Genomic DNA, 24,115 nt, shown 5'->3' with positions numbered 1-24,115 from the left:
AGCGGACTCGACATCGAATCTTGAATTCAGCCGGGACTTCCGGTACTCACGTACCCTAAGTACGCTCCGCTCCTCAGTCCCTAGCTTCATTCAACCTTCTCGGTGCTGAAAACCTGACTTTTTGAACTCGCACTTATAGTTTCTCCGCTGCCCGCAGCTTGGCTGAACGGGAGCGTGGATTAAGAGCCAGCTCCTCTTCGCCTGCCATTACCGGCTTGCGGTTAACCAGTTTAAGCACACCCTTGCCTCCGCACACACACATCGGAAAGTCCGGCGGACAAGTACATTTCTCCAGATAGGACGCAAAAATTCGCTTGCATATCCGGTCCTCCAGAGAATGAAAGGTAATCACCGATATCCGGCCTCCCGGGGCGAGACAGCGGACAGCCTGATGAAGCGCGTCTTCCAAGGCTCCGAGCTCATCGTTGACCGCGATACGCAAGGCCTGAAAGCTTCGTTTGGCGGGATGGCCGCCTGTCCTGCGCGCCGCTGCGGGGATTCCTTCCTTGATGATCTCAACCAGCTCGCCTGTCGTTTCAATAGGTTTGGCTTGCCGTCGTCCGACCATGATTTTGGCGATTCTGCGAGAAAATTTTTCTTCGCCGTATTGATAGAGAATGCGCGCAATCTCAGCTTCAGGCCACTCATTGATGATATCCCTCGCTGTCAAAGGTCCATCCTGATCCATACGCATATCGAGCGGTGCGTCGTAGTTGTAGCTGAAGCCCCTTTCTCCTTCGTCGAACTGGGGGGACGAAACTCCAAGATCGAAAAGAATGCCGTCAACCTGTGGCACCCCATTGCTCATAGGCAGGCCCAGTTCCGACAGTCTGGTTTCCAGCTCGCGAAAATTGGATTTCACCAATGTAACTTTGCCGTCATATTCGGACAGCCTGTCCTTCGCATTGTCCAGCGCCCAATCATCCTGATCGAAGGCGATCAGCCTTCCCTGCGGCCCCAGCCGTGATGCGATGACAGAGCTGTGGCCGGCGCCGCCAAGCGTGCAGTCCACATACACCCCGTCCTGCCTGATGTTCAGTGCACCTGTAGCTTCTTCTTTGAGTACGGTGATATGGTGAAACAAGCTCAGCCCTCCAGACCTTACAATTCAAAATTGAAATCAACCAGCTTTTCGGCAATGTCGTTAAATGCTTCTTCTGATTGGTTAAAGTATTGTTCCCAAGTATTCTTGCTCCAAATCTCCACCCTGCTGGATACGCCCAGCACTACACAGTCTTTATCCAGCTTGGCATAGTCGCGCAGATTAGCTGGTAAATTCACCCTGCCCTGCTTATCCAATTCACATTCGGTCGCCCCGGAGAAAAAAAATCTTGAAAAAGCGCGGGCGTCCGCTTTCATCATGGGCAATGCCTTGAGCTTCTGCTCCATCACAGCCCACTCTTCCATGGGATAAACAAAGAGACACTGGTCGAGGCCGCGGGTAACAACGAATGCGGCACCAAGAGCTTCGCGGAACTTGGAAGGAATCGTAACCCTTCCCTTGTCGTCCATGCTATGTTGAAACTCGCCCATGAACATGTCCGCCCTCAACTCCTTGCCCCAATCTCCCACTTTGCCCCACTTTCCACCACCTAAGCATAATAGATTCGCTTTAAAAAATCAAAACCCTCTTTTTGAATATCGTTTGATATTTAAAATTTTAGATATACAAAAAAAGAGGGCTCCCAAAGCCATTCGGCCGGGAGTCCCACGCTGGTTCAAGCTTATAGGAACAAGGAACTATCAAGCATTCCAGCTATCCAAATATTTAACCTGCTCTTCCGTCAACGCATCAATGGCGATGCCCAGGCTTTCCAGCTTGAAGCGCGCCACCTGCTCGTCAATTTCGTAGGGAACGTTCACTACGGATTTAGCCAGCTCGTTATAGCGTTCATTCACATAACGAAGCCCCAACGCCTGCAGCGCAAAGGTAGTGTCCATGATTTCCGCAGGATGACCGTCTGCTGCCGCAAGATTGACGAGACGCCCTTCGGCGATCAGGTACATTTTGCGCCCATCCTTGAACTGGTATTCTTCGATATTGCGGCGGACGGTACGAACCGAGACAGAACGCTCCGCCAGCGCCGGCTTGCTGACCTCAACGTCAAAATGCCCCGCATTGCTAAGCACGGCTCCGTCCTTCATCACATCAAAATGCTCGCCGTGAATGACGGCTTTATTACCGGTTACCGTGATGAAAAAGTCACCCAGCCTGGCCGCTTCCACCATCGGCATGACATGGAAGCCGTCCATATGCGCCTCCACCGCCTTGATCGCATCCACCTCGGTTACGATCACATTCGCGCCAAGGCCTTTGGCGCGCATCGCCACCCCTTTGCCGCACCAGCCGTAGCCTACGACAACAACCGTCTTGCCGGCAATGACCAGATTCGTCGTACGAATAATGCCGTCGAATGCCGATTGCCCGGTACCGTAACGGTTATCGAACAAATATTTGCAGTAAGCGTCATTCACCGCCACCATCGGGAATTTCAGCTTGCCTTCCTTCTCGAGCGCTTTCAGCCGGATGATGCCTGTTGTCGTCTCCTCCGCTCCTCCGCGGATCGTGGCAGCCAGCTCAGGACGTTCCGACTGGAGCAGGGTTACCAGGTCGCCGCCGTCATCAATGATCAGGTCCGGCTTCGTTTCAAGTGCCTTGATTTGCAGCGCCTTGAATTCTTCCGGGTCAGGATTGTATTTGGCAAAGACGGTAATACCGTCCTCAACAAGGGCTGCACAGACATCATCCTGTGTCGATAGCGGGTTGCTGCCCGTGATCGTCACTTCCGCTCCCCCTGCCTGCACAACTTTGGCCAGGTAAGCCGTTTTGGCTTCCAGATGCAGGCAGATCGTTACCTTGAGTCCGGCAAATGGACGCTCAGCCTCAAACTGTTCACGGATCCGGTTCAGCACCGGCATATGAGCTTCAACCCAATCAATTTTCAAGTGGCCTTCTTCAGCCAGTTTGATGTCTGTGATTATACTTCTTTGCAATGCGGCAGAGCTCATCCTGTAGCCTCCCATGAATTATATATTTAGATTTCAGAAAGAATAAACATCCTGGAATAAGCTTCCTGAAATCGCAAGAAAAACTTCCGCTAAACGCGGTCTGGCTTCTTTGAAAGTACGTCGATAGACGTTTTTCTTATAGGTAAATAGTCCGATGCAGATGCTCCCGGTCCAGTGGAAGACTCATCATGTCATGCACGAGACGGTCTCCATAACGGGAAGTATATTGATAGATGCTGTACACTCTTTCCTGCGGACGTCCCAGAGGCAACAGGGAAGTTCCGATCTGGTCCCATTGGCGCAGTGCAGTTTCATGCTTGCGGACCAGCGCATCCCTGACCCTTTTTTCCATGAAGTCAACCTGCTCCGCGATCCTGTCACGGTTCTTCTCGCCAAGCCGGACAAGACCTTTTTCAATCTGCCCCGCCCGTTCAATTACAGGTGCATACAGGCGGAACAACTCCTGTCTGAAAGCTGCAAACTCCTCCTCCATATGAAATGAATCCTGAGCGCTTAGCCATTTGTCTTTCAGCGGCTCCAGGCCTTCCAATATATTCTGAAAGGTGAGCCCGAATGCCTCCATATGCTTACGCACATTTGGTTCTACCAGCGTAAAGGACATTCGCGGCAGCAAAACAGGCATCTCCAGGTCCAGCACCTCAAATGCCTGCCGTGTAATAGCCCAATAGGAAATTTCGCCATTCCCCAACACGGTAGCCAATATGGGCAGTAAAGAATCCTGCATCAAGGGCCGGGTAAGCACATTGTTGCTGAACAGCTCGGGGTGTCGTTCCAGCTCCTCCAATAGCTCTTGCTTGGTAAACCGGACCTGCCCCCTGCGATCCCCGTACATTCCATTTTGCTTAAAGAGCAGTAGACGCTCGCCTTTGTTTATGTAAAAAAGATTCGCGCCTCCTTCAGCCACCTCGGCCTGCAACTGGTATCCCGCTGCCTCGATTCGCTGTGCCGCCGCCTGATAAGCCGCCTCAAGCTCATCATTGCTTTCAATGATCTGGCGGAATACAGGCAATTCCAGCTTACGCAGCGCCGGATCAGCGGAGTCCAGCAGAACCAGGCCATATCTGCCGAAAAAGTGGCCGAGCATTTTCGCAAATGCGTCGCTTAAATGCTCCGTGTCCATAAATGCGGTTCTGAGTTGCTGCAGAATCTCTGCTTTAAATTCCGCATCAGGCAGCAGCCGTTCAAGCTCCAGCAGCACCTCTTCCTTGTGCGCAGGACTTAAGGGGGTATAGCTGACAGAGTTGCGGCGATCCGGCTGGTAGCGCAGTCTGACCTTCACCGGATCCGGTGTGCTGGTCATGATATAGGTATGATTCACCTCATCCCAGTCATGATCCTCGCCGGCGATCCAGAACACCGGCACTACCGGCCGCCCCAGCCGCTGCTCCGCTTCCTGGGCAGCCTTGATAATCGTCGCCGCTTTATAAATGACCAGCAGCTGGCCGGTAAACAATCCGCTCTGCTGCCCCCCTGCGATCACCAGCGCGTCCGGTTGGGACAACCGGTCCAGGGATTCCATCACTTGAGCATGCCCGTTATGCTGCCCGTTATATATACGGAGACATCGAACAACCGCCTGGCGGTCAATCCGCTGGGCCTCCATTTCATCAAGACGCTTCGCACGGGTCTTGTAATCTTCAGCTTGCCGGAAATGGTATCCATACAGTTCAAGCACCCTGCCGGTACCCTCTACATAATCTTCCGCCAAAGCCGAGCCAGCGCGAAGGGTCTCAGGAATAATATTCATGAGTCAGCCTCCTATCCTGTGCTTAAAACCTTCTATGATTGTACCCAATCCGCCCTCATTTCGTCAAAGAAATCAACAAAAGAAAAATGTTTGTCCATGTCCAAAACGAAAAAGATACCGCCGAACACATGCGCCGGCGGTATCATGAACTTTATTTTTTTAAATCAGGCATAAGGCTTGGCCACAAAATGGCCTTTCGAAACCTCGACAAGCTCCGACTCTTCCAGATTGAAGGCACTCTTCTTATTGCCGTCTCCGTTATTGGAATGGATCGGTCCCGTCTGCTCATTCGGCATCACAATCCGTTGCTTGTTCGCTTCAATTTCCGGATCCGGGATCGGTATAGCGGACAGCAGCATTTGTGTATAAGGATGAATCGGGTTGGCGTAAAGCTGCTCACTCTCTGCCAGCTCGACCATTCTGCCCATATACATGACCGCAACGCGGTCACTGATATGCTTAACCATGGAAAGGTCATGCGCAATGAACAAATAGGTCAGTCCAAGGCGTTCCTGCAGCTCTTTCAGCAGGTTGACCACCTGAGCCTGAATGGACACGTCGAGCGCTGAAATCGGCTCGTCACAGATGATGAATTTAGGATTTACAGCCAGGGCGCGGGCAATGCCGATCCGCTGGCGCTGTCCTCCCGAAAATTCATGCGGATAACGTGTTGCATGATCCGGATTCAGACCTACCAGATCCAGCAGCTCTTCAATCCGCTTTTTGCGCTCGGCACGGCTGCCGGCCATTCCGTGGATATCCAGCGCTTCGCCAATAATATCCGATACGGTAAAGCGAGGATTCAGAGAGGCATAGGGATCCTGGAAAATCATCTGCATATCACGGCGCATCGCTTTCATCTTGCCCGGTGACAGCTTGTAAATATCTGTTCCGTTAAACTTCACGCTTCCGCCTGTAGGCTCGTACAGGCGCAAGATGGTACGGCCAGCTGTAGATTTACCGCAACCGGATTCGCCTACCATGCCAAGCGTCTCACCTTCACGGATGCCAAAGTTAAGGTTATCCACCGCCTTGAGAACACGGTTCTTGCCTACATTAAAATATTTCTTTAGTCCTTCAACCTCTATTAAGTTGCTCATGATGATTTCACCTCCTATTTCTTCAGCTTCGGATCAAGCGCATCGCGCAGGCCGTCGCCGAACAGGTTGAACGCCAGCATGATCAAGGCAATCAAGCCTGCAGGGAACAGCATCCGCCAAGGATACAGGTTCCAGCCCGTTAATGCAGATTCAATCATGGAACCCAGCGATGCCTGCGGAGCCTGTACACCTAGACCGAGGAAGCTCAGGAACGCCTCGGCAAAGATGGCATTCGGTACGGACAGTGTCAGCGTAACGATAATAGGTCCAACCGCGTTTGGCAGCAGGTGACGGAAAATCAAACGCCCTGAACCTGCACCCATGGAACGGGAAGCAAGCACGAACTCACGGTTCTTCAACTGCATCATTTCTCCACGCACAATCCAGGCCATGTTAATCCAGCCAGTCACACACAGTGCGACGATGATCGTAAAGATGCTCGGCTCCATAACAACGAGCAGCAGGATCGTAACCAACAGATAAGGAATCGAATATAGTATCTCGGAGAACTTGTTCATAATTTCATCCACACGGCCGCCGAAATACCCCATAATTCCGCCATAAATCATCCCGAACAGCAGGTCGATCAGCGCCGCGGCCAGACCGATAATGAGGGAGATGCGCGCTCCCATCCAGGTCCGCACCCACATATCACGCCCGAGGTCATCCGTACCAAACCAGTGCTCGGCTGAAGGCGATTTGTTCGTATTCAACAGGTTGTTCGTATAGTAATCATACGGCAGCAGATGAGGACCGATGATTGACATAATAGCGATCAGGATCAGTACCACCAAACTTGTCATGGCCAGCTTGTTCTGCTGGAGCCGCAGCCAGGCGTCACGCCAGGCGGATAAGCTTTCACGCTGAATGACTTCAGATTGCTTCTGATCCACTCCAATTTTCTGGAAATCTTCAGGCTTGAGCTGAAGATTCAGTTCACTTCCATTAACAGCCAACGATTAGCCCTCCTTTCTGCCGGTCAGTTTAATACGAGGATCGATGAATACGTAAGCGATATCCGTAATAAAACGGGCCAACATCAATAATATGCCATAGAAGATCGTAACCCCCATAATCATGGTGTAGTCACGTGTAGTAATACTTTCAACCAGTACTTTACCGATACCCCCGATGCCAAAAATACGTTCGATAACGATGGAGCCTGTAACGATATTCGCGGTCATTGGTCCAACATAAGTAACGACAGGCAGGATAGCATTGCGGATGACGTGTCTGAACATGATAACAAAGGAATTCAAGCCTTTGGCTTTCGCAGTTTTGATATAGTCGGCATGAAGCACCTCAAGCATGCTTGAGCGGGTCAGCCTCGCGATAAAAGCAATTGGCTGGGCGGAAAGTGCCGCAACAGGAAGAACATAATCCAGCGGACCGTTAAAGCCCATAACATGAAACCATCCCAGCTTCAATCCGAAGAAATACTGGATCAATGAAGCGAGTACAAAGCTCGGCACGGCAATACCCAATACCGCCAGAATCATCGCGACGTTGTCAATCAGCTTCCTGTGGTACATCGCTGCCAGCATCCCCAGCAGTATCCCTAAAATAATGGATACAACAATCGCTACAAGCCCAAGCTTCAGGGAAACCATAAACGTCTGGCCGATAATATCGCTAACGCTTTGGTTCAGCTTTTTCATGGAAATCCCAAAATCACCTGTCACAATATCTCCCAAGTAGATCAAATACTGTGTAAAGACAGGTTTATCCAATCCGTACTGTGCCATCAAACGGGCTTGAATCTCCGGCGATGTCGCTTTCTCACTCAAGAAGGGGTTGCCAGGAATTGCTTTCATGAGGAAAAACGTCGCAGAGATCAAGATAAATAATGAAATAAGCATAAACACGAACTTATTGATCAAATAACGCGCCATTACCCGTCTACACCCCCAAATTTTTTGACATAATTCGATTTTATCGGAATTAGAATCGGTTTGACCATTCTAGTTATTTTCATCAGTAGAAGAAACTGTAACCTTCCGAAGCACACAAAAAAATCGGGATATATATGGAATGTCCACATATATATCCCGAGGCAACTATAAAACTTCGGTACAAAAGCTGGGATTATTCGGTCTTGTAAGCTCTTGTAAAGTCGATGGCACCGCTAAAATCAAGCGCAATGCCTTTCACGTTTGTTTTCGTCAAGGAAACGTTAGAGTAGTAGTAGATTGGTGCGATTACCATATCATCCTGAACAAGCATTTTTTCCGCTTCAGCAAATGCATCATTACGCACTTTAGGATCGGAAGATGTTCTCGCCTTTTTGATCAGAGCATCATATTTAGGGTTCGCATAACCGGAATCGTTGTTGCCATTACCTGTTGTCCACATATCCATAAATGTCATCGGATCATTGTAGTCTGCAGACCAACCGGCACGAGCCACTTGGTAATTCAGCTGATTACGGTTTTCAAGGAATACGCCCCACTCCTGGCTTTGCGTTTGTACGTCAACACCAAGATTTTGTTTCCACATATCCGCTACAGCAAGAGCGATCTTCTGATGCGCTTCACTGGAGTTGTACAGCAGAGTAACTGGAGGAAGCGTAGTGTATCCTTCCTCAGCCATACCTTCTTGAAGCAGTTTCTTGGCTTCGGTCAAATCCTCAGTAAAGAAACTATCCTTATGTTCGTTACGGAATTCGTCACTTTCACCTTTGATGCCTGGTGGTACGAATCCAAAAGCAGGAAGCTGTCCGCCGAGTGTTACATTGTCAACAATCAGCTGACGGTTGATTGCCATGGCAAACGCCTTACGGATCTTGGCGTTATCGAAAGGCTTCTCAGTTACGTTGAACATGTAGTAATACGTGCTTGCAATACCTTTTACCTTAAATTCATCAGGCAGTTCCTGTTTTACAGCAGGAATTTGGTCTGTTGGAATCTCCCCGTTTGGTAGACCGGAATAATCCAATTGTCCGCTCTTGTAGGAAGCCAGCTCTGTTGCACCGCTGTTTACAAGAGACATATGGATTTTGCTCAGCTTGATGTTGTCTTTATCCCAGTAGTTTTCGTTTTTGCTTACTTCAATCTGTTGTCCTTTGGTCCAATCTGTTAAAGTAAACGCCCCGTTAACGATCATGGAATCCTTGTTGACAGCCCATTGATCATTGCCTTTAACAGAGCTGTGAACAGGATAGAACGTATAGAAAGAAGTCAGACCCAGGAAGTAAGGTGTTGGGCTTTCAAGTGTCACTTCCAGTGTGTGGTCATCAACAGCTTTCACACCTACATCTGCAAAATCGGTAACTTTCGGACCTTTGTAGTCTTTCGTACCTGTCAGGTTGTAAGCTTCCGCATTTTTAATATAGTACAATTGATAAGCATATGGAGGAGCAGGTGCGGTAGATGGATCAAGCACACGCTGCCATGCAAACACAAAGTCGTTAGCAGTTACAGGATCGCCATTGCTCCATTTCGCAGTGTCGCGAAGCTTGAATGTATAAGTCTTTCCTTCATTAGTAATATCCCAGGATTCTGCTACGCCTGGCTGCTCTTTGCCGTCTTCACCCATTCTTGTGAGGCCTTCATACAAAGTCTTCAACACAGTGTTAGCTTGGCTGTCTTGAGCCTGTGCCGGGTCGAATGTCGGCGGTTCTGAAAGAAGGTTAATATTCAGTACCTGTTCTGCGGCTGCAGCCGGTTCATTCGTAGTAGTTCCTTCTGGGCTCTGTGCGTTGTTGTTATTGGAGCAGGCTGCAAGCAGTGAGCCCAGCGCCAGCACAAGAGTCAAAAGGATCAAAGAGCTCTTCCTTTTCATCTAGCGTATCCCCCTAAATTAAATGTGGTATATATGTTTATAGATTATACAACCAGCGGTCAAAAAAATCTACATTACATTCCTTTAATTTCAGGATTTTTTTAAAAAAAGGCATGGTTTTTATCCATTTTTTGCAGAATTGCGTGAGGTTTTATGACATGTAGTTGATGATATAGCTAAAAATACCTATAAAAGTAAATAAGAAATACGCAATTGAACTTCCAATAAATGTAATTCTCCACACAGCCCGAATCAATCTGCTCCAGTTGACCCCGCCTTTTAGCCTATTTTGCGCACTGCCGATTAAGCCCAAAGTGATCAGAAGCACCAGCAAAATAAGGTAAATGCCGAATTTTGTTCCGAAGACTATATTGAATAACGCAGCCACGGAAAAAATAAGAAAAAGAGTCGTAACATCGATGGCGGCCAGCAATGATCTTTTTTTGTTCTTCGTAATCCATAACCCCACTCCATAGACAATCAGGAATGGGAAAATGGGCAGTACGCTTAAAAAAACAAGCGTATTTTGCACTGTGCTCATCCGTTTCCCCCCTGTATATATGGCATTCCGTTAATGATGTCCCTGATCGCCTTATGGAGCGGCGCATCCACACCCGCCTCCCGGGCAAGCCTGATGAACTGGCCGTTAATCGCTTCGATCTCGGTCCTTCTGCCAGCCATCACATCAGCAAGCATGGAAGAGCAGTTAAACGCTGTGTTCCTGCAGACCTGCAGCAGCTCTTCCCACCATTCCGCCTGCCAGCCGATGCCGCAGCTTTCAAAGATACGGATGCTTTCATCATACAACTGCCTTAGCATGTCCATTCGTTCAGGGCTGGAGAGCAGTTCTCCGTTCGGCACCCGCCATATCGCTGTCAGAGGATTGATGACGGCGTTGAACAAAAGTTTCCGGTAGATGCTTTTTTCAATGTTCTCGGAGAGTCGGGTTTCAAAGCCCGCCTCTGTAAGCTTGTCCGCAAGCAGCTTCTCCCTGCCGGCCGTTGAGAAAGGCTGTACCGAGCCCGAGTCGCCACGAAGTGCACCCCCCAGTTCCGTTACCCCCTTCCCCGCATGCTCAACAACAACCTCACCGCTTCGCCTGGCCCCTTCGGTAGTAACAGCGGGATATATACTCGCGTAAGGAAGATATTTCGCGATAGTGTCAGTATGCCCAATTCCGTTTTGCATACTCACAATATGCAGATTTTTTCCCGCTCCCTTGGCCATGCACTCGACCGCTTCACGAACCCCGTTCTGCTTGGTCATCAGAAACACCCAGTCGCCTGTCTGAACGGCGGGCGGCCAGTTCTTCATCAGTTGAACATCAAACCCAGGATACTTCATATGCAGGCTCTCACCGTTCTGTTCTTTCACGGTAATCCCCTTCCGTCTAAGTATGTCCGCGCTCTCCGGCCTTCGTACCCATAAGCGGATTTTCACACCCGCGGCGGCCAATTTACCGGCATAGAGGAGTCCGAGCGCACCGGCCCCGATGATATCAATCCGCATGATGGTTCCCCCATTGTCTTTTTTTGCTACTATTATTATATACCATAGTCAAAAGACAAAAAGCCGTCAATCTGCTGTTGCAGTCTGACGGCTTTTGAAACGGTTTTATTCAATACGCTCAAGATTTCCGTTGGCATCCATTTTAAATCTGGACTTCAGTTCCTCGTCCTCTTCACTCAGGACAGCCAAACGTCGCGCCCGGTCCATAATCTGAATCAGCGCCTTGTAGTCATCGTTGACGACCCGGTAATCGGTTTGCACCTCGTTCACTTCCTTGGATAACCGCTCATTCTCCAGACGGAACTCATTCAGTTCTTCTTCTTTTTCACGAAGCTCTTTTTCAAGCATCTTCATCTGGCGGCGGGTTTCCTGTATGGTGCCTTTCCACTGGCGCAGAAAACGGATAACTGCATCGATGGACAAAGAATCCTCGCTTGCCGAATCTTCCTGATACACGCTTTCCTCTTGATCAAGCCCCGAAAATGCCGTAACCTGGGACATACTTACAGGATTTTGCTTCCGGATATAGCTCCGCTTTTGCCGCTGGGCTTTTGCGATACTAATCGCTTCTTCATATCTTTTCCGGACACAGCTGTTCCAGCGAAATCCGCATGCTGCGGCGGTGCGGGAAATTTTTTGACCTACTTCTTCAAATGCTGCAAGCTGTGTCCCCCCTTCACGGATGTGGCGGAGCGTGACTTCCGCCAAGATGAGGTCATCCTCCGCGCTCCATGCATCCTGTCTTACTGCTGTCATGCCAAAGCCCTCCTAACAACATCCTAAATTACCGTCTTCATGAACCGGAAAGCCGGTAGTGAATAAGGTATAAAAGCTCCTCATTTCATTCCTATGCCTCTCGTAGAGTTCATAGAATCTATTGATACTAAAATGTATTCCCTAAATTTCATGGGCTCATACCTGAGTTCCAGAGTTTTAAGTTTTAAGTCTTCCGCTCCTGTTTTACAATGGAGGAAGGCTAGAAACACAGGCGGCAGCATATACATGAATAAACGCGCAGGTGGAGTTTGTATTTGAGGAACAATGAAGACGCTAAAGGAGTTTTTCGTATTGAGAAGACAGCACATAAGCATAAAACTGGCTGCAGCCCTTCTGTGCCTGTCCTTATGGACAAGCCTTCCCGTAAAAGCAGCCGCTATAGATGAACAAACCAGAAAAATTTTGGAGGACAGCCTTTCCATCGTCGAAATTGATCAAGAAATTGAACGGATCGGACTGCAGCAAGCAGAGACGCATCGCAGGCAGCAGGAGCTGCAGAAGCAGCTCGGTATTCAGCGGGAGCAGATTCACGTGCAGCAGGAGCGGGCCGGCGCCGTTGTGCGTGCATATTACATGGGGGAAAGAGATCAGTTGCTCAGCATTCTGCTGGGTGCGAAAAATCTCGGACAAGCGCTGACCCTTATCGATTATTATGAGATCATTATAAGCAATGATAAGGATATATTGAGCGCTTATCAGGAAAGATATGCCTCTATTAGCAAGCTTGAGCGGCAGACCTCTGCAACAGCGTCGGAACTGCAGGATATCAAAAACAGACTGCTCGCCCAGCGGACCCGCGTTACAACGCTTCAGGAACGGGTGAACAAGCAGGTTAACGGAAGCAGCGATTCCGAAACGATGAGGCGGCTGATCGAGGAAATGACATCTTATTGGGAAAATGTCGGGTTGTACGAGGTTAGACGGCACTTTAAAGCGCTGGCCGGAGCGATGGAAGGATTACCCCAGTTTATCAAGGGACAGAAAGGGGCTATCGTGACCAACGGCAAAACGTATACCATCACCATTCAAGAAGAAGAATTTAACCGCTTCCTGCAGTCGAGAGACGAGCTGTTCAAGCAATTTGGCTTCACCTTTGAGCAAGACGGCATTACCGTGCAAGGAAAAAGCGGAACGATGGATTTATTGATCAAGGGCCATTATACACTCGAAAATACTCCGAAAAATGCTATCGTCTTTCATGTGGACAGACTTGTATTTAATGGGCTGGAGCTGCCCGATACGACCCGCAGCAATCTGGAAAAGCAGTTTGATCTCGGCTTTTACCCGCAAATGCTGCTGCCGTACGTCAAAGCTACTGGCGTAGAAATACTCTCCCGGCAGCTTAAGGTTCAGTTGGAGCTCAAGCTGTAGATCCTGTGTAAAAAAATGTATGCTACATAAAGAGCGAGTGCTGAACGGATATTTTACCGTCGGCACTCGCTCTTTTCCTATTATTTCTTGGGCAATAATACAACCTGTAGCCGGTCCTGCTATAGCAAATTCGCTGCCAGTTGGGCCAACATGGAGCGTTCTCCCTTTTCAAGCGTTATATGACCGCTGATGTTCTCCTGCTTGAACTTCTCCACCACATAGCTTAATCCGTTGCTTGTGGCGTCCAGATACGGATGATCGATTTGCTCCGGATCGCCAAGCAATACAATCTTGCTGCCTTCCCCTACGCGTGAAACGATAGTTTTCACTTCGTGGCGTGACAGGTTTTGCGCCTCATCAATGATGATAAATTGGCCGGGAATGGATCTGCCACGGATGTAGGTCAGCGCCTCGACCTGTAAACTCCCGAGCCCCATTAAAATTTTGTCGATATCCCCGGCTTTTTTTACATCAAATAAATACTCAAGGTTATCATAAATCGGCTGCATCCATGGGCGCAGTTTTTCTTCCTTTTCACCGGGAAGATAACCGATGTCCTTCCCCATAGGCACCACCGGTCTGGCAATCAGCAGCTTTTTGTACTTCCGTTCATCCTCCACCTTCATTAATCCTGCGGCAAGCGTGAGCAAGGTTTTGCCCGTTCCGGCCTTGCCGGTAATCGTTACAAGCGGTATATCGTCATTCAGCAGCAGTTCAAGTGCCATTCTTTGCTGGGCGTTGCGGGCGCTGATCCCCCACACGGCATCATTGCTCATGTAGAGCGGCTCCAGCCTGCTGCCTTCCTTATTTACCTTCAGCAGTGCTGATTTATTAGTCCCCATCTCATCTTTCAGGATGACGAATTCATTCGGATACAGCTCATAAGGCAGATGAAGGGGTTTCACAGCCAAATAACGGAAGGAGTAAAATTCATCAATCACGGACGGGTGAACCTTTAGTGTGGAACAGCCGTGATACAGCTCATCCGGCTGTGCAATGCGGTCAGATAAATAATCCTCCGTCATCAGTCCAAGCACATCCGCCTTGATCCGCACAAGCACATCCTTGCTGACTAAAACGACTGTGGCCGGATCTTCCATTTCCTGCTCTTCCAGCTGATAATTCAAAGCCACCGCAAGAATCCGGTTATCGTTCGTGATTTCCCCGAACATCTCCTGCAGCTTGAGAAAACTTCGATGGTTCAGTTCAACTGTAAGCCTCCCCCCTTGAGGAAGGGGAACACCGCTGTGCAAATGTCCATGTTCGCGCAGCCCGTCAAGCAAACGCGACACATTGCGGGCATTGCGGCCGATCTCATCCGCATTTCTTTTTTTCGAATCGATTTCCTCCAACACGACAGCCGGGATTACGACATCATGTTCATGGAAGGCAAATATCGATTTCGGATCATGCAGCAGCACATTGGTATCCAGAACAAATACTTTCTTCATTCCAATCCCCTCCAAAACGGCATCATCGATGTGCGATTGTTATGTCTTCGCCACAGCTGCATCCTGCGGCCGGAAAAAGGGATGCGGTGTTTGCTCCATAAATGCTGATTTCTTTACAGCCCACATAATACGAACCGCGCAGGACACAATAAGATTAAAGCAACTGTAATGGTTCACTACAGATTTTACGCAGGCATATTCCTCATGAAAGGATGATTTGAGATGAACAAATGGATTGCGGCATCAGCCGTATCCATACTTCTGTTGAGCGGATGTGGTGTTTCCGGTGACCGAAGCGCAAGAAACGCTGCCACTGGCCAACCGACTGCCAAGCAGGCCGCCAATCATACTGCCCGTCAGCTGAATGCGGCTGCACCGAAGACAAATGCAACGGTACAAGCAGATCATCTGGCCAATCTCGCCCGGCGTGTACAAGGCGTAAAAGATGCCAACTGTGTCGTGCTCGGGAACACAGCGATTGTTGGCATCAATGTCGACGGAAAGCTGGACCGCTCGCGGGTCGGGACCATTAAATATTCGGTCGCCGAAGCCTTGGACAAAGATCCACATGGCTTGCGTACCCTCGTAACAGCCGATGCAGACATCAATAACCGGCTGGCCGAAATGGCTCACGATATCCGTAGCGGGTCCCCCGTGCAGGGATTCGGCAATGAGCTGGCAGACATCATGGGCCGCATTATTCCGCAAATATCAACAGGTAAAAAAGCTTCCCAGGCACCAGCTCCCTCCGGACATGGCCATCAGCAGAACGGACAAACAAAACAAAAAGCCCAGTGATTATTCACTAGGCTTTTTTTATGGCAGCAAAAATTTGGCTGTCCGGTTTCGGTACAGCTCGCAGGGCCAGAAGCCCGGCGCATTGCGAAATTGAAAACAGTGACCCGGTTACATGTCTTACGGATTTGGACATACATCTGCCTCCTTCAACACCCTAGAGTCTTGCTTGATTGGTTCTACTGAATTATATCATATGCAGACTGCACCTTCCAAGATTACGGTTTTTCGGTTGGTTCCGCCGATGTCGTGCCGCTCTCCGTGGAAGGAGCCGGGACACCGGCTTCTTCATCCCTCAAAGCCTGTCTTGCCTCATCCAGTTCATCTTCATTTATATAGACATAAGGGCTGCGCCAGGTCCCTCCTACCGGCTGGTATTTCACCTCATCCTTGGAGATGTTCCAGTAGGTCGAAAGCATATTTTTCATTTGCTGGGATTCAATGTCTGTGGTCAAATTGTTATCCACCGCTTTAATCACATTGCCAAGCTTCGCAATGCCGCCAAATGATTGCATTTGGTCGATCAGAGAGCGCAGTACCTGATTTTGTCTTTTGTTACGGTCAAAATCATCGGAAGGCGCAGTTTTGGGGCTGCAGTTGGATTTGCGATAGCGCACAAAATCCAGCGCCTCGTCCCCGCTCAGGTGTTTGTCTCCTGCCGTCAGATTAATATTGGTGCCGTCGGCGCTGTCCCTGTAGCACATATTTTTGTCAACAGTAACGTTCACTCCACCCAGCTCGTCCACAATATCGCGAAATCCCTGGAAATTTATTGCAGACACATAATCAATATCGATATTCATATATTTGCTGATCATGGTTTTCATTTCATCTTCAGCCGAAATATCGCTTGACTTCTCCCTGGATTTGAAAATCGGATAATACTCGTTCAGCTTGCGGGAATGATAGCCGTCAAGCTCAATCTTTGTATCCCTGGGCAAAGAAACCAGCGTGGCCGATTTGGTGTTCGGGTTCAAGGTTGCGATCATAACTACGTCCGACAGATACGTTTGGTGTTCAGGACGGTAATCCGTTCCCAGCAGCAGCATCGTCAACGGTTTGGCCTCGGCAAGCTCCGTTTTCGGAACTTCCTTGTCGATCCCTGTATCCAGTACCGCTTCAACCTGTCTGCCAATGTAATAGGCGTACAACCCTCCTGCAACCAAGCCGACAATCAGCAAAAACAATACAAACACCATAAATGATTTCAGGAAGCTTCTCTTCTTTTTCGCTTTTTGCTTTTTAACGGGCTTTTTCCCGGAGGAGCTCCGCGGAGGCAGCCCTTGTTGGGGATTGCTCATGGTTCCACACCTTTTTCACATAAAATTTTAGCAGACAGTCTGGTTGCCATTAAACCAGGCGATCAATAAGTCAGTGCAGGGCATACATTCCCCTGCCACAACAATAAGCAGGGCGGCGCAGCCCCCGAAAGGACCCGCCGCCCCTTGTTTCAAGCTAATAAACAGCCGCTTACTGCCAGGCGGTCTGGTGTTCAGCGATTACGAATTAGCCTGAGCCATTTTGCGTTGCTTCTCCGCACGCTCGCGTTCGCTCTTGTTCAAAATTTTCTTGCGCAGGCGAATCGATTTCGGCGTAATTTCACAGTATTCATCATCATTCAAATATTCCAGTGCCTGCTCAAGAGAGAAGATCACCGGGGTTTTCAGCTTAACCGTTTCATCCTTGGTAGCCGAACGGACGTTGGTTAGCTGTTTTTCTTTGCAAATATTTACAACAATATCGTTGTCACGGGTATGCTCACCAACGATCATACCTTCATAAATTTCAGTTCCCGGCTCTACAAACAGCGTGCCACGGTCTTCCACGCCCAGCATTCCGTAGAAGGTGGAGTTTCCGGTTTCGGTCGAAATCAGCACGCCCTGATGGCGGCCACCCACCTGTCCGCCGATCACAGGTCCGTAGCTGTCAAACGCATGGTTCATCACCCCGTAGCCACGGGTCAAGGTCAGGAAGTGCGTGCTGTAGCCGATCAGTCCGCGGGCGGGAATCAGGAACTCCAGACGGACCTGGCCTGTTCCGTTATTGATCATATTGACCATTTCCGCTTTGCGGCTGCCCAGGCTTTCCATAACAGCGCCCATGCTCTCTTCAGGCACGTCGATCAGCAGGCGTTCAATCGGCTCCATGCGCTGGCCGTCAATTTCCTTCACGATAACCTCGGGCTTGGACACCTGCATCTCGTATCCTTCCCGGCGCATGTTCTCAATCAGAATGCCGAGATGCAGTTCACCGCGTCCTGATACGATAAAGGCATCCGGGCTGTCCGTATCCTCGACCCGAAGGCTGACGTCCGTTTCAAGCTCTTTATGCAGACGTTCACGCAGCTTGCGGGAGGTGACCCACTTGCCTTCGCGTCCCGCAAACGGGCTGTTGTTCACCAGGAATGTCATTTGCAGCGTCGGCTCGTCAATTTTGAGAACAGGCAGGGCTTCCGGCTTGTTCGGATCGGCAATCGTTTCACCGATATTGATATCCTTGATACCGGCAATCGCCACAATATCGCCCGCTCCTGCTTCTTCCGTCTCAATCCGCTTCAGCCCCTGAAACCCGAAAAGCTTCTCAACACGGGCCGTTTTGGTTGATCCGTCACGCGTCATAACCGCAACCGGCTGACCTTGACGAACAATCCCGCGGTTCACGCGTCCTACAGCTATTCTGCCCAGATATTCGTTATAATCCATCAAGGTAACGAGGAACTGCAGCGGCTCGTTGACATTCTCGGTTGGTGCCGGAATGTGCTCTACAATCGTATTGTACAATGCCTCCATGTTGCTATCCTGCTTGTCGGGATCCATACTGGATGTACCATTCAATGCGGAAGCATAGACAACCGGGAAGTCGAGCTGGTTGTCATTGGCGCCAAGCTCAATGAACAGATCCAGCACTTCATCGATAACCTCCGCCGGGCGGGCCGCCGGACGGTCAATTTTATTAACCACAACGATCGGTGTGAGATTCTGTTCCAGCGCTTTGCGCAGCACGAATTTGGTCTGCGGCATGCAGCCTTCATAGGCATCAACAACGAGCAGCACCCCGTCAACCATTTTCATAATCCGTTCCACTTCACCGCCGAAGTCGGCATGTCCTGGTGTATCCACGATATTAATCAGAAAGTCCTTGTACGTGATGGCTGTATTTTTAGCCAAAATGGTAATCCCGCGCTCGCGTTCCAGATCGTTGGAATCCATCGCGCGCTCCTGAACCGCTTCATTTTCACGAAATGTCCCGGATTGCTGAAGCAGTTTGTCAACCAGGGTCGTTTTGCCGTGGTCAACGTGGGCAATAATCGCAATATTGCGAATGTTCTCTCTTGCATGCATGATTTGCTCTTATCCTTTCCGTATGTCAAATAGTTTCTCTCTAAATAAGCCATAAAATAAGCGCCGGGAAACACTCCGACGCTGTACCGTATCCCTTATATTATAGTTTAAATATCACATAAATCAAGAGTCTGGAGCTAAATGTTCACCACTCCCGGCCGGAGCGGGGGCGGCTCATATGCCATATCCCTGCCGCTATCACCCCTCCACACAGAGCGGCAGGCAGCAAGGGATGCGTTTTATAGGAAAAAACGTCCAGAATTCCGCGCAATAGCGGATCATTCATCATCATTTCACCGGCCGTAAAAGCCAGAATGGCGGAGCCTGCCAATATAAGCACAGGAAAGCGCTGCAGCAGGGCAGCGATCAATGTGCTTCCCCATACGACGATAGGAATGCTCAGTACGATACCGATCACCATAATGGCCAGATCCCCTTCCGCCAGGGCAGCGATAGCCAGTACATTATCAAGGCTCATGACAAGATCCGCCGCAAGTATGATTTGCACCGCTTTGCCTACCGTTGCTGCCTCCTTGCTCCCATTTCCCTCCCCATTGTCAAAAAGCAGCTTAAATGCGATCCATAAGAGCAACAGCCCTCCAGCTCCCTGTATAAAAGGAATTCCCAGGAGCAGAACGGCCCCGAACGTTAACACACAGCGCAGCAGGACAGCCCCGAAGGATCCCCACCAAATGGCCTGACGCCGCTGCTTCAAAGGAAGATTTTTACTTGCAAGGGCTATTACGACCGCATTATCACCGCTCAGTACAAGATTGACCATCAAAATCTGCATCAGCAGCCAAATATGCTCCATATGTACAAACACCTCCATCCTAGCTGTATGCTTGAACAAGCCGGGGTATGCTTGACTCTCCGATTTTTGGGCACTATAATGAACTGATTTGTTTTCACTAAGTCGTGGTCCGGCTTCTTTGAAGCACATTGATAGACGTTGTTACAGGTAAAAGGAGTGACAAATATCGTGGATTATTTTAGCCTGGAGTTTTTCCTGCTGCTGCTGAACGTTGTGTTCATCGACCTTATGCTGGCCGGGGATAATGCAATTGTCATCGGGCTGGCCGCGCGGAGGCTACCGCCGCAGACGCAAAAGAAGGCTATCCTGTACGGAACCGGTGGAGCTGTGCTGGTCCGGATTGTAGCAACTATCGTTGTGCTGTGGCTGCTGCAGATTCCTTGGCTGCTGCTGGCCGGAGGGCTGATGCTGATCTGGATCGCCTACAAGCTGCTGGTGGATCAGGAGGAGGAACACACGGAGATTGCTGCCGGAGCCACGCTCGGACAGGCTGTGCGCACGATTGTCATTGCCGATGCCGCGATGGGGCTGGATAATGTGATTGCAGTGGCGGGCGCAGCCCAGCAGCATCTGGTGCTCGTAGTTATCGGATTGCTGATCAGCGTGCCGATTGTAGTGTGGGGAAGCACCCTGTTTATCAAGCTGATCAACCGCTTCCCGTGGATTGTATATGTGGGGTCTGCCGTTCTCGGATATACCGCTTCCCATATGATTACAGAGGAAGCCAGAATCGAGCCTTATTTTACAGAGCATCCCGCACTGCGCATCCTGTTTATGGTAGCCGTCGTCGTCGGTATCCTCATCGCCGGTTATCTTGCCAACCGCAGAGCTGCGCAAAAAAAAGGCAGTCAGAAACGTTCTTATTCTTAATCAGGAGAAATAAAAAAAGCTTTCGGCCATACGCCGAAGCTTTTTTTATACTCTAAATCTAAACCCAGTCTTTCAATGATACGGGTTTCTCTTTTTTTGCATGATGGGTACGCACGCAGCAGCGGAGAGGACGAAGCAATCCCGAAAAAGCGGAGCGTCCGCCTTTGGCCCGAAGGGTCAACAGCGGTTGGAGGGATGCTTCGTTCTCGGAGCGCCTTCAGAGCGCCAACAACATGCGTGAAGGAGGAGTCCCGTGTCATTAAAACCATTCTTCTCGGACAACCGGCTTCTCCTTGCGTCCCAACACCTTACCGCCAGCCTCCAGGACAAGCGTTTCTGTCGCCTCCACCGCCTGGTCAATCATGGCTGGAAGTTCCCGCAGGGATGCCTCCACCCTTTCCACAACCCCCAAATTCGGATTGGTCGTCGGCGACTTGGGCACGAACAGGGTGCAACAGTCCTCATAAGGCAAAATGGACAGCTCGTAGGTCCCGATTTTGTGCGCAATATCAATAATTTCGCTCTTATCCATCATCACAAGCGGACGCAGCAGCGGCAGCTCCGTAGCACGCCCGATGACATTCATGCTTGACAGCGTCTGGCTCGCCACCTGGCCGAGGCTATCTCCCGTAACGATCGCCTGCGCGCCTGCACGCTCAGCGAGCTTTGTCGCAATCCGCAGCATGGATCTGCGCATGAGTGTGATGATCATATTATCCTGGCCCGTACGGGTAAACGAGGTCTGAATCTCCGTAAAAGGCACCAGATGAAGCTTGATCCGCCCCGCATACCCGGCCAGTACTTTAGCCAAATCGATGACCTTTTCCTTGGCCAGCTCACTGGTGTAGGGATAACTGTAAAAATGGACGCATTCCACCTCCAGGCCTCTGCGCATGGATGACCATGCCGCGACCGGACTGTCAATGCCTCCCGACAGCAGCAGCATCGCCTTGCCATTTGTGCCATACGGAAATCCGCCCGCTGCCGGGATTACTTCGCTGAACACATAGACCCCCTGCTGGCGCACCTCCACCCGCAGCTCCAGCTTTGGATGCCTCATATCAACCTTGAGCGCCGAGAAAGCCTGCAGTACAGGCGAGCCGATCAGATGATTCATCTCCTGCGAGGAATGGGGGAAGTCCTTCCACACGCGGCGCGCGCTCACCTTGAAGGTTGTCCCTTCAGCGGGCGCAAGCTCCTGAATAAGAGCTGTCGCCGTAGCAGCGATCTCCCCGATATCCAGCGGGGCAACCTTTACAGGGCTGATGGAGATGATGCCAAACACCCTCTGCAATGTGGCAATCATCTGCTCATACGGTTCGCCGTTTAATGCAATATATAATCGCCCAAACTCATGGTTCATCTCTGCTCTTGGAAAACTCTGAAGCAGCGCCCTTACCTGGGACAACGCCGCTCTTTCAAACCGCCCCCGGTTTCTCCCCTTCAGGGTAAATTCTCCGAAGCGCAGCAGTAGCATATCATAATTCAATTTACGATTCCCACCTTTCAAGAGGTTGTTCAAAAAGTCGTCTTTCAACGGTTTTCAGCCGTGTTGTCATTTCCTGTATGGCCAGGGCAAGCTGCCTGATTTCATCTGCTGTATGGCTGTCTCCGAAGCTGATGCGGATGCCGCCTGAAGCGGCATTTCCGCTTCTGCCCATGGCGAGCAGCACCCGGCTTGGCTCAGCGAGCCTGGAGGAACAGGCCGATTTGGTCGATACAGCCGCACCAAGTAACTCCAGCGTATGCAGCATAACCTCCGCCTTCATGGCCGGATGGGAAAAGTTCACGATATGCGGAGCTTCAGTTCCGCTGTTCAGCTCCAGCGCCGGATTTTGACGCACGGCCTCCATAATGATGTCACGCCATCCGGATACTGCGGCCGCAAACCGCTCACGTCCTTCCGCGGCCATCCGTACCGCCTTGGCCAAGCCTACGATCAGGGGTACGTTCTCTGTGCCCGCCCGCAGGTCAAACTCCTGTCCTCCCCCGGTCAACAGCGGGGAGAGCTTTACCCCTTCCCTTACATAAAGCAGCCCCGTACCCTTCGTTCCACGGATTTTATGGCCGGAGAGGCTAAACAGGTCAATGCCCCAATCTTTAAGCTTGACTGGCAGTTTGCCGAAGCTCTGTACCCCGTCTACATGAAAAAGAACCTTGGGAAATTCCGCCTTCAAACGCGCTCCGATTTCATGAATCGGCTGAATGCGCCCGGTTTCATTGTTGACATGCATAATGCTGACCAGCACCGTGTCTTTACGAATGGCGGCTGCAACCTGTTCGGCACTGACATGCCCTTCTTCATCCACAGGCAGCACGGTCAGTTCATAGCCCATTTGCTCCAGCTGCCGGCAGCTCTCGAATACGGAGGGATGCTCAGTGACCGCTGTAACAAGATGCCGGCCTCTTGATGCGTATTGCAGTGCCGCACCCTTCACAGCCAGATTATTGCTTTCTGTCGCTCCTGACGTAAAAATAATTTCCCCTGGCTTGACCGCCAGCGCGGCGGCACATACTTCACGGGCCCGCTTTAGCAATTGGCCGGCTTCCTCGCCGTATTTATGCAGGGAAGACGGGTTCCCATAGTGCCTTCTCATCAACTCTGCGACCGTTTCCACAACCTCCTCATAAGGAGGGGTCGTTGCCGCGTGATCAAAATATAACAACTGATTGCCTCCTTTGCTTGCGCCCAAAACAAAAAGACCAATAGAGGAGCGCTCGTCCAAGCAGGCTTCCCCGTATTGATCCTTTAGCAGACCCACATCCGGTTCAGAAACATTCATTCACTGCAGCATTCTAGCCAGAAAATTTCGCACGGGCGTTTTGAATTTTGGACACATAATTCTGTGTCTCAACCGGCAGCTGATCCAGCACGGACATCAATTCCGCGTCACTGGATATTCCAAGCCGCTCTACCTTGGACGGGCCTGCATTATAAGCTGCAAGCGCCATATTCTCCTGACCGCCAAAGCGCTTCAGCTGATAGGACAAATAACGGACACCTGCGTCAATATTCTCAGCGGGATCAAAAGCATCGCTGACTCCAAGTCCCTGGGCCGTCGCATCCATCAACTGCATCAGCCCTTTTGCCCCTGCTGATGAAACGGCATACGGGTTAAAAGAGGACTCGGTATCGATGACAGCCTTGATCAGGGATTCAGGTACGCCGTATTTTCTGCTGGCCGCCGCAATCAACGAATCGAATGCTGTAGGAGGGCTGAATGTTTCTCCTGAAGATGCTGCACCGTCCAGTGAAGCCGTATAGGAAGGTGATCCTATAGCAGAGCCAAGCTGCAGCCACAACAGACCGTTTTCCCTTGTCACTGCGCTTTGAGGTGCACTCTCCCCCGGCTGCTGTTCAACCTGAGCGATCAAACTGGCAAAGTCGGAACCGCTGTCCCGTGCTTCGCTTGGATTTGCGTTATTCACCAATGGCATATCGACAGCCTGCTTCGACACACGCGGATCTATTTGCATGTATAATTCCCAACTTTCTTGACAGGTATTAAACGATATTCCTGAGCTGACGG

Annotated in this window: 21 protein-coding genes; 3 read left to right on the top strand and 18 right to left on the bottom strand. The window is 50.4% G+C overall.

Features of this window, described 5'->3' with window-relative positions; all coding sequences use genetic code 11:
* Positions 1-133: 133 nt before the first annotated feature.
* The 11 genes from rsmH to ACE5LO_RS02710 form a co-directional block, all read right to left on the bottom strand.
* On the bottom strand, positions 134-1,084 hold the full coding sequence (gene rsmH / locus ACE5LO_RS02760) for a 16S rRNA (cytosine(1402)-N(4))-methyltransferase RsmH (RefSeq protein WP_375518554.1): 951 nt from the start codon (positions 1,082-1,084) through the stop codon (positions 134-136).
* A gap of 17 nt (positions 1,085-1,101) precedes the next feature.
* On the bottom strand, positions 1,102-1,539 hold the full coding sequence (gene mraZ / locus ACE5LO_RS02755) for a division/cell wall cluster transcriptional repressor MraZ (protein WP_375518553.1): 438 nt from the start codon (positions 1,537-1,539) through the stop codon (positions 1,102-1,104).
* 204 nt (positions 1,540-1,743) lie between these two features.
* Positions 1,744-3,009 (bottom strand): adenosylhomocysteinase, encoded by a 1,266-nt coding sequence (locus ACE5LO_RS02750; RefSeq protein ID WP_375518552.1) that lies wholly within the window; start codon positions 3,007-3,009, stop codon positions 1,744-1,746.
* Positions 3,010-3,145: 136 nt separating this feature from the next.
* Positions 3,146-4,777, bottom strand: coding sequence for a bacillithiol biosynthesis cysteine-adding enzyme BshC (gene bshC / locus ACE5LO_RS02745; RefSeq protein WP_375518551.1), 1,632 nt, complete (start codon positions 4,775-4,777; stop codon positions 3,146-3,148).
* Between the two features lie 164 nt (positions 4,778-4,941).
* Positions 4,942-5,877, bottom strand: a complete 936-nt coding sequence (locus ACE5LO_RS02740; RefSeq protein ID WP_375518550.1) for an ABC transporter ATP-binding protein — start codon at positions 5,875-5,877, stop codon at positions 4,942-4,944.
* Positions 5,878-5,891: 14 nt separating this feature from the next.
* Positions 5,892-6,833, bottom strand: a complete 942-nt coding sequence (locus ACE5LO_RS02735) for an ABC transporter permease (RefSeq protein WP_375518549.1) — start codon at positions 6,831-6,833, stop codon at positions 5,892-5,894.
* 3 nt (positions 6,834-6,836) lie between these two features.
* Positions 6,837-7,769, bottom strand: coding sequence for an ABC transporter permease (locus tag ACE5LO_RS02730; protein ID WP_375518548.1), 933 nt, complete (start codon positions 7,767-7,769; stop codon positions 6,837-6,839).
* A 193-nt stretch (positions 7,770-7,962) separates the two neighbouring features.
* Positions 7,963-9,657, bottom strand: a complete 1,695-nt coding sequence (locus tag ACE5LO_RS02725) for a peptide ABC transporter substrate-binding protein (RefSeq protein ID WP_375518547.1) — start codon at positions 9,655-9,657, stop codon at positions 7,963-7,965.
* Between the two features lie 151 nt (positions 9,658-9,808).
* Complete coding sequence (locus ACE5LO_RS02720) at positions 9,809-10,198, bottom strand: DUF3397 domain-containing protein (RefSeq protein ID WP_375518546.1); 390 nt, start codon at positions 10,196-10,198, stop codon at positions 9,809-9,811.
* The gene (locus tag ACE5LO_RS02715) at positions 10,195-11,166 is read right to left on the bottom strand and encodes a ketopantoate reductase family protein (protein WP_375518545.1); all 972 of its coding nucleotides are present in this window, start codon (positions 11,164-11,166) and stop codon (positions 10,195-10,197) included. The genes ACE5LO_RS02720 and ACE5LO_RS02715 overlap by 4 nt, the downstream gene beginning before the upstream one ends.
* Positions 11,167-11,271: 105 nt before the next feature.
* A complete protein-coding gene (locus ACE5LO_RS02710; protein ID WP_375518544.1) occupies positions 11,272-11,922 on the bottom strand; it encodes an RsfA family transcriptional regulator in 651 nt (216 codons plus the stop codon).
* Positions 11,923-12,234: 312 nt separating this feature from the next.
* Here ACE5LO_RS02710 and ACE5LO_RS02705 point away from each other — a divergent pair, with 312 nt between their 5' ends.
* Entirely contained in the window at positions 12,235-13,314 is a 1,080-nt protein-coding gene (locus ACE5LO_RS02705; protein ID WP_375518543.1) for a coiled-coil domain-containing protein, read from the top strand.
* 119 nt (positions 13,315-13,433) lie between these two features.
* Here the strand turns inward: ACE5LO_RS02705 and ACE5LO_RS02700 are convergent, their stop codons facing one another.
* The gene (locus tag ACE5LO_RS02700) at positions 13,434-14,765 is read right to left on the bottom strand and encodes a PhoH family protein (protein WP_375518542.1); all 1,332 of its coding nucleotides are present in this window, start codon (positions 14,763-14,765) and stop codon (positions 13,434-13,436) included.
* Between the two features lie 222 nt (positions 14,766-14,987).
* On the opposite strand from ACE5LO_RS02700, the gene ACE5LO_RS02695 reads away from it, so the two are divergent.
* Entirely contained in the window at positions 14,988-15,563 is a 576-nt protein-coding gene (locus tag ACE5LO_RS02695; RefSeq protein ID WP_375518541.1) for a YhcN/YlaJ family sporulation lipoprotein, read from the top strand.
* Positions 15,564-15,778: 215 nt separating this feature from the next.
* Here the strand turns inward: ACE5LO_RS02695 and ACE5LO_RS02690 are convergent, their stop codons facing one another.
* From ACE5LO_RS02690 to ACE5LO_RS02680, 3 genes are all read right to left on the bottom strand, one after another.
* On the bottom strand, positions 15,779-16,861 hold the full coding sequence (locus tag ACE5LO_RS02690; RefSeq protein WP_375518540.1) for an LCP family protein: 1,083 nt from the start codon (positions 16,859-16,861) through the stop codon (positions 15,779-15,781).
* A gap of 198 nt (positions 16,862-17,059) precedes the next feature.
* Positions 17,060-18,901, bottom strand: coding sequence for a translational GTPase TypA (typA, locus tag ACE5LO_RS02685; RefSeq protein WP_375353764.1), 1,842 nt, complete (start codon positions 18,899-18,901; stop codon positions 17,060-17,062).
* Between the two features lie 145 nt (positions 18,902-19,046).
* The gene (locus ACE5LO_RS02680; protein WP_375518539.1) at positions 19,047-19,715 is read right to left on the bottom strand and encodes a TerC family protein; all 669 of its coding nucleotides are present in this window, start codon (positions 19,713-19,715) and stop codon (positions 19,047-19,049) included.
* 168 nt (positions 19,716-19,883) lie between these two features.
* Here ACE5LO_RS02680 and ACE5LO_RS02675 point away from each other — a divergent pair, with 168 nt between their 5' ends.
* Positions 19,884-20,585, top strand: coding sequence for a TerC family protein (locus ACE5LO_RS02675; RefSeq protein WP_375518538.1), 702 nt, complete (start codon positions 19,884-19,886; stop codon positions 20,583-20,585).
* 259 nt (positions 20,586-20,844) lie between these two features.
* On the opposite strand, the gene thiI is transcribed toward ACE5LO_RS02675, so the two are convergent.
* From thiI to ACE5LO_RS02660, 3 genes are all read right to left on the bottom strand, one after another.
* Positions 20,845-22,074 carry a tRNA uracil 4-sulfurtransferase ThiI gene (thiI, locus tag ACE5LO_RS02670; RefSeq protein WP_375518537.1) on the bottom strand — a complete coding sequence of 410 codons (1,230 nt, stop codon included), beginning with the start codon at positions 22,072-22,074 and terminating at the stop codon, positions 20,845-20,847.
* A gap of 1 nt (position 22,075) precedes the next feature.
* Positions 22,076-23,251 carry a cysteine desulfurase family protein gene (locus tag ACE5LO_RS02665; protein ID WP_375518778.1) on the bottom strand — a complete coding sequence of 392 codons (1,176 nt, stop codon included), beginning with the start codon at positions 23,249-23,251 and terminating at the stop codon, positions 22,076-22,078.
* 130 nt (positions 23,252-23,381) lie between these two features.
* Positions 23,382-24,062 carry a lytic transglycosylase domain-containing protein gene (locus ACE5LO_RS02660; protein ID WP_375518536.1) on the bottom strand — a complete coding sequence of 227 codons (681 nt, stop codon included), beginning with the start codon at positions 24,060-24,062 and terminating at the stop codon, positions 23,382-23,384.
* Between the last annotated feature and the right edge of the window lie 53 nt (positions 24,063-24,115).

Origin of the sequence: Paenibacillus medicaginis, from assembly GCF_042138635.1 — a bacterium.
Lineage (GTDB): Bacteria > Bacillota > Bacilli > Paenibacillales > Paenibacillaceae > Paenibacillus > Paenibacillus medicaginis.
The sequence above is the reverse complement of the archived record's forward strand: the minus strand, read 5'-3'. Positions and strand labels throughout refer to the sequence as shown.

Excerpts from the sequence above, each read along its gene's own strand:
- mraZ (WP_375518553.1), bottom strand. The coding sequence starts at position 1,539 with ATGTTCATGGGCGAGTTTCAACATAGCATGGACGACAAGGGAAGGGTT.
- ACE5LO_RS02750 (WP_375518552.1), bottom strand. The coding sequence starts at position 3,009 with ATGAGCTCTGCCGCATTGCAAAGAAGTATAATCACAGACATCAAACTG.
- bshC (WP_375518551.1), bottom strand. The coding sequence starts at position 4,777 with ATGAATATTATTCCTGAGACCCTTCGCGCTGGCTCGGCTTTGGCGGAA.
- ACE5LO_RS02740 (WP_375518550.1), bottom strand. The coding sequence starts at position 5,877 with ATGAGCAACTTAATAGAGGTTGAAGGACTAAAGAAATATTTTAATGTA.
- ACE5LO_RS02730 (WP_375518548.1), bottom strand. The coding sequence starts at position 7,769 with ATGGCGCGTTATTTGATCAATAAGTTCGTGTTTATGCTTATTTCATTA.
- ACE5LO_RS02725 (WP_375518547.1), bottom strand. The coding sequence starts at position 9,657 with ATGAAAAGGAAGAGCTCTTTGATCCTTTTGACTCTTGTGCTGGCGCTG.
- ACE5LO_RS02720 (WP_375518546.1), bottom strand. The coding sequence starts at position 10,198 with ATGAGCACAGTGCAAAATACGCTTGTTTTTTTAAGCGTACTGCCCATT.
- ACE5LO_RS02715 (WP_375518545.1), bottom strand. The coding sequence starts at position 11,166 with ATGCGGATTGATATCATCGGGGCCGGTGCGCTCGGACTCCTCTATGCC.
- ACE5LO_RS02710 (WP_375518544.1), bottom strand. The coding sequence starts at position 11,922 with ATGACAGCAGTAAGACAGGATGCATGGAGCGCGGAGGATGACCTCATC.
- ACE5LO_RS02700 (WP_375518542.1), bottom strand. The coding sequence starts at position 14,765 with ATGAAGAAAGTATTTGTTCTGGATACCAATGTGCTGCTGCATGATCCG.
- ACE5LO_RS02695 (WP_375518541.1), top strand. The coding sequence starts at position 14,988 with ATGAACAAATGGATTGCGGCATCAGCCGTATCCATACTTCTGTTGAGC.
- ACE5LO_RS02690 (WP_375518540.1), bottom strand. The coding sequence starts at position 16,861 with ATGAGCAATCCCCAACAAGGGCTGCCTCCGCGGAGCTCCTCCGGGAAA.
- typA (WP_375353764.1), bottom strand. The coding sequence starts at position 18,901 with ATGCATGCAAGAGAGAACATTCGCAATATTGCGATTATTGCCCACGTT.
- ACE5LO_RS02680 (WP_375518539.1), bottom strand. The coding sequence starts at position 19,715 with ATGGAGCATATTTGGCTGCTGATGCAGATTTTGATGGTCAATCTTGTA.
- ACE5LO_RS02660 (WP_375518536.1), bottom strand. The coding sequence starts at position 24,062 with ATGCAAATAGATCCGCGTGTGTCGAAGCAGGCTGTCGATATGCCATTG.